The organism is Oceanispirochaeta sp. (genome assembly GCF_027859075.1).
In the GTDB taxonomy this organism is placed as follows: domain Bacteria; phylum Spirochaetota; class Spirochaetia; order DSM-2461; family DSM-2461; genus Oceanispirochaeta.
On record NZ_JAQIBL010000082.1, the window covers coordinates 1 to 10,407 of the forward strand.

Sequence of the window (10,407 nt, forward strand, 5' to 3'; positions counted from 1 at the left end):
GCCTGATAAACAAAAATAATATAGTAGTATCCCGAATTGGTTTGAGCATCTATGCAATTCCTGGTTTCTCCAAGGATCTCAACTGAAAACGTGCATATTTATGCAGCCTTTTGCGCTGAAACTACTATTTTGAAATTTGCTCTATAAGAATTAAATATTCATGACGTTTCAAAAGTTACAGAACTGTAGTATATCTTTCTATGCCAAAAGTTTTTGAGATCAATGAATACAAGTTCTTCTTTTATTGAAATGAAGGCAATCCGAGAGAACGATGTCATATTCATGTAAGAAAGTCAGGGAACGAAGCAAAGTTCTGGCTTACATCTTGTGTTTCACTCGCTGATTCCTGGGGATTCTCCGGAAAAGAACTGAATGAAATAGAGAAAATCGTTTTTGAACAGAAAGAGCTTATTGAGGAGAAATGGTATGAGTATTTTAGATAAACCAGTATCAGCTCAAAAAATCTGGACTGATGAAGATTACCTTTGGGTAACACTTTCTGATGGTCGTCAACTTGCAACTCCTCTGTCATATTTCCCCAGATTACTGAATGCTACTAAAGCTCAAAGAGATGTTTTTGAAATCAGTGGTAGAGGTATCCACTGGGATGAATTAGATGAAGATGTAAGTGTTGAAGGCTTGTTACTGGGAGTCGGTGACCAGACAAATCATCATAAAAATAAAGCATCATAAAATGACGCCACTATGAGGGGGAACCCCTTTTGTTGGACGGCCTATTACTTATTTTAAGGACTGGATTCTGTATTGTACAGGACTCAGGCCTTTGGGAACGAATGATCGAGGACAAAAGAAATGTTGAAATAGGACTGCATCTTTGTTTTATGCTTTATTCTTTTTGCATAATTAATTATCAACTCTGAACAATAACTGGCTCTCTTTATATGTTCATAAACATATAATCTACATAAAAATAATACACTACAGCTAGTAATTTGCCTTTAATATATTCCTATGAATAAAAATTTAAAAATACTATTACAAAAATTAGTCACCGTAGTCATAATCCTGACAATTGCCGGTTGCTCTGAAAAAAAGCCGTCAAAATTAAATATCCAGGAAGCAGCCGATTCCCCGAAAAAACTTATCGGGCTGAGTGTCGCGGGATCCGATGCCTGCTATGATGCGGCCAGCTCCGTTTTCATCCACTTGGCGGAAGAGGCTGGTTGGGAAGTCCTCTATAAACAGTCTAAATACAGTGTGGAGCAGGAAAATCTTAATCTGGAGGAATTTGCAGCAAGAAAGGTTGATGCTGTTTTAATGATTACTACAGATATTGAGAATTCAGGCAGAAAGACAGCAGAACTTCTAGAACAGGGTATCCCCGTGTTCTTTATGATGACCCTTCCTAAATTTCCTGATCAGGTTAAAGCATCAGCCATAGTAACCACAGACTGGTATATGACAGGTTATCTACCTGGAGAGTATATTGCCCGGAATTTGAAAGAAGCCCGGTGTGTACTCATCGAAGGCGGGTACAACCAGGGAATGACAGAGTTGATGAGAGAAGGATTTCTTGATGGAATTCAATCCACAGATGACAATCATGTCACGGTTGTGGCGAATGTCTCTGGAAGCTGGATGAAACCCAATGCAATGGCGGCTCTGGAAAACCTCCTGGATTCATACATTGAATTTGAAACCATTTTCACTGGCAATGAAGAGATGATGAAGGGAGTTGTAGAAGTCCTGGAGAATCGCAATCTTCTGGGTGAGTTCTCTCTCTTTTCAGAAAACGGCCGGCCGGATGTTTCAGGTCAACTGATCCCCTCGGGGACAATGATTGCCACTTCCGATGCGGCAACGACTCAGGAGGGTGATATCATTTTTCAGCTGATGAGAGATTTCTTTGATGGCAAACCCACTCCCTACCATGTATACAGTCCTGTGAAACTGCTGACTGCTGAGAATATTCAGCTGGCTATTCCCTGGGACCCGGATTTATACTTAGAACAGAGGGATCAATTAATTTCTTCGGATTACCATAACCTGAAAGAAGTTACCGAACCGCGACCTTGGAGTAAGGATTTGAACAACTATAATAATATTCTATTTCACAAATAGGCAGTACTCATATTGAATGACTCTCTTTTCAAGACCAGTCTTGTCTCCCGTCTCTTTCTGCTCATTCTGATCCTTATTATTTCTACAGGATCCTTGAACCTTTATACGATAACAAAATTATCTGAATCGGGAAGCAGAACCAAACAGGTAATAAAAACGGTTGTTGCTCTGAATCAGCTTCTAGAAGACACCCGGAATATTCAGGACGAATCTCTTTATTGGGTCATGAGTCATCTCAATGAAGAGGATGTCCTGGAGCAGTTTAGTATGGTCCTCGAAAACCTGGAGCAGAACCTGGATACTCTGTCCAGCCTGGCCAAAGGATATGAGGAAACCAGTGCTTTCGAACAGTTCTCTGTTATTATCAAGCACTATATTAATCTCTGCCGCAATACAATAGACAGTTCAATCTCAATGAATGATAAATTGAGAAATTATGAAGAAGCGGAAAATGTTTTTCTCATTATTGAAAGAACCAGTGGCGAACTCATAAAAATGGAAATTGGTATCATGCAGATCGAAGCTGATTACTTTGAAGAAGCGACCAGAAATTCCAAAGTTATCATATTGATTCTTTTATTTCTGATCATCATGGCCTGCCTGGCAGGCGGGATTTTCTTTATAAATCGCTTGTCTCACGGAGTGTTCACAGAAATTCTTTCCCACAAGGATGCTGCGGACAAGGCTTATTATCATGCTACCCACGATTCCCTGACGGGGATAAAAAATAGAAAATATCTGGAAGAGTATATTCATAATCATTTAACAGATAAGAATCCCCGTCCCTTTGCCCTTTTGATGCTTGATCTGAATGATTTTAAACTCGTCAATGATACATTTGGACATGAATATGGTGATGAGGTTCTGGCCATTGTCGCACACAGACTCTGCACGTCCGTTCGGGATAATGATCTTGTATGCCGCATTGGCGGGGATGAGTTTGTTATTATTCTTTTTACTGATAACAGAGATGTTATTTTGAACATTGTCTCTAGAATGCACCTGGATATCAAGAAAGTCATGAATGTAAAAGATCAACAGCTGAGAATTTCCAGCAGTGTGGGAATCTCTTTTTTTCCAGAGGACGGAAGGACTTATTCCACTCTTTTCAAGAAGGCCGATGATGCTATGTATGATGCGAAACAAAAGAAGACCACCTGATGATCGCGAGGGTGGATAATGCAGTCATCCTTAATACAGATTCATCATCCATTATTCATTGTCTTTAATTACTGCACTATAAGCCACGACCCTGTTTCGACCGTTCTTTTTAGCTTTGTATAAAGCTGCATCACAAACTCTTCTCTCCCATACCTGGCACATATACACCGAAATGACTGGAATTCCAGCTTCTTGCCAAAACAATATGACTGATTTGAATTATTTTGAATAAAGATCATATAAATTCTGCGCTGCCTCGAGACCCATTTGATATCCTGCTTCCAGTTTCTTCGGATCTTTGGTCAACCGGCCTACCTCAAAATTCAGAGGCGGGGCAATAATCTTCACTCGACAGTCAGCTGGAGCTGTCTCGAGGAATTCTATTGACCGATTATAGACGAACCACCGGTCTTTCATCGCCCGAGCCAATTCTTTCTTTTCCTTAAGCATAAAATCAGTGATTCCCGGGAACTTTCCAGCCTTTTTCCTGTAGCCTAAGGGTCGGGATAATATGACAGTCATCTCCCGAGCACCCATCTCATACGCCCTTATAACAGGAAGAGGGTCGGCCACTCCACCATCAGCCATTCGTATATCGTCATACTCAGGGAATCCCCGATACAAACCCGGCAAAGCACAGGACCCCTTGATCAGTAGCTCCAGAGTCTCTTCTTCGGGGATTAAATATTCGGCTTTACCATCCAGAGCATTCGTCACAACAACATAAAAAACGGTTTTGTTCTTTTTAAACTCCCCAAGATCCAGCCTCATTTCCCGGATGGTAATATCCCACAACCAATCCAGGTCAATAACATGGCCACCAGAGAGATATTTTCTAAATGATATAAATTGGGGCCTGCAGGAATAATCTTTAATTACCTTATAGTTTCTTCCCTTCTGTTTACACAGCCATGCCGCCAGATTGGTTGCACCCGCCGAAACCCCCACACAAAAATCAAAGGGGTTGTACTCAAGTTCAAGAAACCGATCTAATACACCAGCAGCAAAAATGCCTCTCATTGCACCACCTTCTACGATCAGTGCTGTCTTATTATCAGTCATAGTCTGGTTCAAACGTCCTTATAGTGTTTAAAGTTTTATATTGGATTATTGTATTTGAGAATCAGAGCGGATTCCTTTCCAAAACCATCTTATAGCCGTCCACTTCAATAAGGGGTTTGCTGAAGTAGTAGCCCTGAACAATATGACAGTCCAGGCTCTGCAGGATGTCCAGCTGATCCTTTGTCTCGACCCCTTCTGCGATGGTAGTCAGAGAAAAAACCGAAGCCAGAGAAAGGATCAATTTGACAACCTGATACTCCCTGTTTTTATTCGTTATATTATCCACAAAACTCTTATCAATCTTAAGGATGTCTATGGGAAGCATTGTGAGGTAATTGAGAGAAGAATAACCTGTTCCAAAGTCATCCAGATAAATGCGGACCCCTTTGGCCCGGAATTTTTCCAGCTGATTGCAGACATATGCCTTGTTCTCCATAACAGCCGTCTCGGTCACTTCCAGACCTATCATCTCTGGTGGGACAGCCGCCTCATCCAGAATACTGAAAAAGGATGAATAGAAGCTTGAGTTCAAGAGCTGCACCGCAGAGACGTTGACTGAAATTCGAAAATCTTCGATAAACCCATAATCGGCCATGATTCTTTTCAGAAACTGACAGGATTCCCGAATAACAAACTCTCCTATAAGATGAATCAGTCCTGACTGTTCTGCCAATTGAATAAACTCGTCTGGTGGAACAAAGCCGAGCCGGGGGGACTGCCAGCGAATCAGGGCTTCAAATCCTATGATTCTGTCTGTCCGGGTATCTATCTTGGGCTGATAATTCAAATAAAATTCATGATGGGAGATGGCATCCTCCAATTCATTCATAATATCCAGATGCCTTATCATTTCATTATTCAAATCATCAGAAAAAACACAGACGCCCTTCTTGCCTCGTTCTTTTGCCTTGTACATAGCTATTTCGGCTTTTTTTATCAAACCATCCGCATTGGCTTCAGAATCTGAAAAGTAAGCGATGCCGACACTGAAATTTAACTTTATTTCAATATCATCCAGGATGTATTGGCTATAATCATTTTGAATCCGGGCATAGAGTTGATCTTCATCGACAACCGTATCTAGATACAAGGCGAAGTCATTGCTGCTTAAACGGGCCGCGGCTTTCACAAATGGAATTTCATGGCCAACCATTCTTTTGCCGATTTCCTGCAGCAGCCTGTCTCCAATTTCATAACCAAAGGAGTCGTTAATAAAACGGAAATTATCTATATCCAGAATGGCAACACAGGAAATAAAGTATTTTTCCCGATGCTTTTCAATGTATTCAACAAGAGCCTGACGGTTCATCAAGCCTGTCAGTGAGTCTTCATAGGCTGATTTATATATTTTCTCCGCCTGGTCATCCTCATTTGTAATATCCTTGACCACGAGGAGTATATGTCTGGATTCATCCTCAGAGGATGTATAGGCAAGAATGTTGAATTTGAGACGCTTTCGTTCGTCCGGATGATGGTAATAGCACTCCCTGGAATATGATTTCCCCCCCCGGCTTTTAAGTTCCTCCCAACGATGAAAGAACTCACTTTTTTTTCCTGCTTCAAGATGAGTTGAGAGCTCTAATTCCAGGGTGTCCAAACCTGAACATTGAAAAGCAAGGATTTCACAGCTTCGGGAGGACATATTCACTGTTCCGTGAGATTGTTCTATATCTACAATCCCGTCATGTGATGCTTCGAATATTGATTCCAGTATTTGCAGGGCTTTATTCGTCTTTAGGTTCAGGCTCTTGATTTCATCCATTTGCTCAGTCGTAGTTTTAATTTTGCGAAAAAGCAGGTCTTCATACTTTTTGAACAGAGTGATTCCCATATGACTGACACTGAAGGCGATGATGATAACGAAGAAACTGCTGATATAGTAGCTATAACTCAGGCGCACTGTGATAACAGGCATGGAGATAAGATGATACAACACAATTCCGAGGTACAGGAGTGTTGCGATATAGACGAACCTCTTGTTGAAGTGGATATAAACAAGCATCACCATACTGGAGAGAAAAGTCATGCTGATAACAATGCTGTATTCCATCGAAAGGAACTGAATCAAGACGATTATAATGAGAGTAAAAACGATATAGGCCCTGTTCTGAATTTTAGAATTGACAATAAATCGTTTCATTAAAAATAAGATCACCATCATAGAACTAAGCAGTCCGTTATAGACGAAGATCATATTCAGCTTCCTGGCAGCATCAAAAACAGAAAAGGAGATTGAAAGAGCTCCTGCACAGTTTATAAGAAAGAGCGTCAGAAGCTGAACACGGTATATGAGCTCCGGTTTCATTTTCAATAAGCTTGTATATTCTTCCTGGGGAGACAGCATGGGGAATCCTTCTGACAACTGTGTTTCATCAAAGTATAGACCTGCTTGAAGATCTCTACAATTATTTCAGAAGCAATGGCCTGTTATTTGTACCCTTTTGGATTATCACTCTGCCACTTCCAGGCAGAGGCTACCATTTCCTTGAGCCTCGATTCGGCTTTCCAGTTCAATTCCTTTTCAGCAAAGGCGGGATCTCCGTAGACAGTGGCAATATCTCCGGCTCTCCGGGGGCCGAACTCCCAGGGGATGTTATGTCCACAGACTTCTTCAAAGGCTTTGATCATTTCCAGAACGGAGAAACCAATTCCAGTTCCCACATTATAGATGGACACCCCTTTTTTGACTTTCAGTTTTTCGAGTGCCTTTACATGAGCCTTAGCCAGATCAACAACATGGATATAATCCCGCACACCTGTCCCGTCTGGAGTGGGCCAGTCATTCCCGAAAATCATGACCTTCTCCCTGACTCCTGCAGCCACCTGGGAGACAAAAGGAAGAAGATTGTTGGGATATTCCGGGTCTTCCCCAATTCTTCCCGAAGAATGAGCCCCTACGGGATTAAAGTAACGGAGTATGGTAACATCCCATCCTTTGGCTTTTGCCGCATCAATCAGGATCTGCTCCATCATCAGTTTTGTCTGTCCATAGGGATTGGTCGCCTGCAGACGGGCATCTTCTTTAACAGGCACAGATTCGGGATCTCCGTAGACTGTGGCTGAGGAGGAGAAAACCAGCTGCTTCACACCCCGTTCATCCATGACCTTATAAAGGTTTAAAGATCCTGTGATATTATTGTCATAGTAGATCAGTGGTTTTTCAACAGACTCACCCACCGATTTTAATGCGGCAAAATGAATGACTCCACTGATCCCGGGTTCCTGATCAAAGACCTTCCGCAGGGCGATTATATCCTTCAGATCCACTTCATAAAAAGGAAGCTTCTTTCCACTCAGTTCTTCAACTCGACGAACGGCTTCCATGGATGAATTGCAAAGGTTATCAGCCAGGACGATGTCGTAACCGGCCTCCAGCAGTTCCACATTTGTATGAGAGGCGATATAGCCGGCTCCGCCGGTAATCAGGATTTTACCCATTGAATGACTCCTTCAGGATAGTGTGAATTATAATATATACCATATAGCGAATCTCATCTAGTACACGTGTACTTTTAGAAAGAACTATCCCTCGAAATATATGTGGATACATGATTGCAAAACCAGGGCGGAAGGAACTAGTATTAAAAAAGAGAACATATATGAACACAACTCAATGCTTAATGAACCCTTTTTACCAGGATTGTTATTTTTCCGATTATGACGGACAAGCTGAATCCTTCTATATATTCATAGAAGGGAATCATCTCCCCCGGAGACTCAGAGAATCAGAGACTCTGCACATTGGAGAAACAGGATTCGGCACAGGCCTGAACCTCCTCAGCCTGTTAAGCTGTGTTCTGACTGATCCCTCACATCTAATTTCCATAAAATATTCCAGCCTTGAAAAGTACCCTCTCACAACAGAGCGGATCAAGGAACTGTTACATCCCTTTGAAAAAACCCTGGGAACAAATCTGACACTCTACCTGACATACTGGAGTTCCTTCTATGAAAGCCTGACTCCCGGTTGGAATCGTTGTGTCTGGGAGTTCCCCTCGGTCCAGTTGGATTATAATCTCTATGTCGGGGATGCCCGGGACTGGTGCCGGGAGATTGAGCCCAGAGCTGTGGACGCCTGGTTCCTGGACGGCCACAGTCCGGATAAAAACCCTGAAATTTGGTCTCCCTCTGTTCTTCAATCAGTTTATGACAAGACAGCAGCAGGGGGAACTCTAGCCAGTTTCACGGCCTCGGGGATTGTGAAAAGCCCCTTGAGAGAAGCAGGATTTTTTATCAAGAGAAAAAAAGGATTCGGAGCAAAAAGGCATATGATACAGGGAACCAAATCATGAGAAGGCGTGGAAATCACCGGAAAACAGAGAACGAAGGATATAAAGGAAAACCCAATGAATACAAATCGAACAAAAATCGTCGCCACCATCGGAAAAAACAATGACTTACTCTTTATCAAGAAGCTCTATAAGGCAGGAGCCAGTATTTTCCGCCTGAATACAGCCCATCAGACCCCGGATGAAACCGAGCAGATCATTGCCCGGATCCGGGAAGTTTCAGATAAGGCGGCCATCCTCATTGACACAAAGGGTCCGGAAATCAGAACCATAGACATTCCCGAAACCATTAGATTAAAAGAGGGAGAGGAAATCTTTATCGTTCCACAGGGAACCACGATGGATCAGCCTCACTTCTCAGTCAGTTATTCTCATTTCTGTGAGTCCATGAACAGGGGAACTGAAATCCTGATTGATGATGGGGATATGTCCATCATTGTAATTGACATGAACGACGATCGACTCCGTTGTATAGCCAATAATTCGGGAGAAATAGAAAATAAAAAAAGTGTGAATGTTCCTGACATTCCTTTTGCTCTCCCTTCTCTTTCAAAAAAGGATGAAGAGTATATTCACTTTGCCGCCAAAATCGGAATCGATTTCATAGCCCATTCCTTTGTCCGCAATAAAGAGGACCTCATTGCTGTGCAGAAGATCCTGGACAAATATAATAGCCCGATCCGCCTCATTGCCAAGATTGAAAATACCGCTGGAATTGAAAATATTAATGAGATTCTGGACCACTGCCATGGAGTCATGGTCGCCAGAGGAGACCTGGGAATTGAGCTGCCCGCCGAAGAAGTCCCCCATGTTCAGAAAAAAATCATCCGGAAGTGCATCAAGAGAAGTAAGGTTGTCATCACTGCGACCCAGATGCTTCATTCCATGATTCATAACCCCCGACCCACACGAGCCGAAGTCAGCGACATTGCTAATGCCGTTATGGACGGCACGGATGCACTGATGCTCTCGGGAGAAACAGCCTATGGAGACTATGCTCTGGAAGCTGTGAAAACCATGGCCACCATTGCCGCAGCCAGCGAAAGCAAGAGAAAAAACAAGGATAGGCGAAAGAACCAAGTGAAATTCAACCCCGTCCGCCTTCAGATGATCGCCTCGGCCGAGGAAACCTCCCGGAAACTGGGAGCCAAGGCGGTCATCGTCCAGACAGACACGGGCCGTTCCGCCTGTATTCTGTCCTCCTTCAGAGGAAGAACACCCATTTTGGCCCTCTCTCCGAATCCAACGGTGGTCAGGCAACTGGCTCTCAGTTTCGGTGTAAATCCCTACCTACTGAAATCCCAGAAGACCCTGGACGAGATGGTGCATGAATCTGTCAAAACCGTTCTGGATGCGGGAATCATCGGGAATAATGACCTGGTAGTCCTCGTCGGGTCTTCTCCTAACCGGGGGACTGTTACAAACTTCATAGAAGTAGGAGAAGCATCACATTTCCTGGGAGGGCGAGAATAGGAGACTAGCCCGAGGCGATGATTGATTTTACAGCCAGTACGGCCGAAGAAAAAGCAAACTGAAGATTGTAACCTCCGGTTTCCCCATCTACATCCAGGACTTCTCCGGCAAAAAACAGACCAGGGCAGATCCGGGACTCCATGGTACCCGATTTGACTTCCCCCAGAGAGACACCCCCGGCGGTCACCATGGCCTGATTAAATCCGCCCTTTGCCGCCACCAGATAGCTGTCAGTACACAGGGTATTCAACCAGGAGATCCTGTCTTTACGGCTCAACTGTGAGATTTTTTTTTCTGGATCAATACCAGCCCTATCCAGTAGCGCGTTTGTTAGAGAGTC

9 protein-coding genes and 1 pseudogene are annotated in these 10,407 nt (G+C 43.2%); 6 read left to right on the top strand and 4 right to left on the bottom strand.

Annotated features, from left to right (window positions below; all coding sequences use genetic code 11):
- Nucleotides 1-260: 260 nt before the first annotated feature.
- The 4 genes and pseudogenes from PF479_RS20730 to PF479_RS04365 all read left to right on the top strand — a co-directional run.
- A pseudogene (locus tag PF479_RS20730) lies at nt 261-443 on the top strand (DUF4160 domain-containing protein); the annotation flags it as partial.
- Nucleotides 427-693 carry a DUF2442 domain-containing protein gene (locus tag PF479_RS04355; protein ID WP_298002584.1) on the top strand — a complete coding sequence of 89 codons (267 nt, stop codon included), beginning with the start codon at nt 427-429 and terminating at the stop codon, nt 691-693. The pseudogene PF479_RS20730 and the gene PF479_RS04355, both read left to right, overlap by 17 nt.
- A 279-nt stretch (nt 694-972) precedes the next feature.
- A complete protein-coding gene (locus PF479_RS04360; RefSeq protein WP_298002586.1) occupies nt 973-2,082 on the top strand; it encodes a sugar ABC transporter substrate-binding protein in 1,110 nt (369 codons plus the stop codon).
- A 12-nt stretch (nt 2,083-2,094) separates the two neighbouring features.
- Nucleotides 2,095-3,243: a GGDEF domain-containing protein gene (locus PF479_RS04365; RefSeq protein WP_298002589.1), complete on the top strand. Its 1,149-nt coding sequence runs from the start codon at nt 2,095-2,097 to the stop codon at nt 3,241-3,243.
- A 219-nt stretch (nt 3,244-3,462) separates the two neighbouring features.
- On the opposite strand, the gene PF479_RS04370 is transcribed toward PF479_RS04365, so the two are convergent.
- The 3 genes from PF479_RS04370 to galE all read right to left on the bottom strand — a co-directional run bounded on the left by PF479_RS04370 (nt 3,463) and on the right by galE (nt 7,743).
- Entirely contained in the window at nt 3,463-4,305 is an 843-nt protein-coding gene (locus PF479_RS04370; protein ID WP_298002592.1) for a patatin family protein, read from the bottom strand.
- Between the two features lie 61 nt (nt 4,306-4,366).
- Entirely contained in the window at nt 4,367-6,667 is a 2,301-nt protein-coding gene (locus PF479_RS04375) for an EAL domain-containing protein (protein WP_298002595.1), read from the bottom strand.
- Between the two features lie 65 nt (nt 6,668-6,732).
- Nucleotides 6,733-7,743: a UDP-glucose 4-epimerase GalE gene (gene galE, locus PF479_RS04380; RefSeq protein ID WP_298002598.1), complete on the bottom strand. Its 1,011-nt coding sequence runs from the start codon at nt 7,741-7,743 to the stop codon at nt 6,733-6,735.
- Between the two features lie 161 nt (nt 7,744-7,904).
- On the opposite strand from galE, the gene mnmD reads away from it, so the two are divergent.
- Both mnmD and pyk read left to right on the top strand, forming a co-directional pair.
- The gene (gene mnmD / locus PF479_RS04385; protein WP_298002601.1) at nt 7,905-8,597 is read left to right on the top strand and encodes a tRNA (5-methylaminomethyl-2-thiouridine)(34)-methyltransferase MnmD; all 693 of its coding nucleotides are present in this window, start codon (nt 7,905-7,907) and stop codon (nt 8,595-8,597) included.
- A 54-nt stretch (nt 8,598-8,651) separates the two neighbouring features.
- Entirely contained in the window at nt 8,652-10,067 is a 1,416-nt protein-coding gene (gene pyk / locus PF479_RS04390; RefSeq protein WP_298002604.1) for a pyruvate kinase, read from the top strand.
- A gap of 4 nt (nt 10,068-10,071) precedes the next feature.
- Here the strand turns inward: pyk and PF479_RS04395 are convergent.
- On the bottom strand, nt 10,072-10,407 hold a 336-nt coding region (locus PF479_RS04395), incomplete at its 5' end, for an NAD(P)/FAD-dependent oxidoreductase (RefSeq protein WP_298002607.1).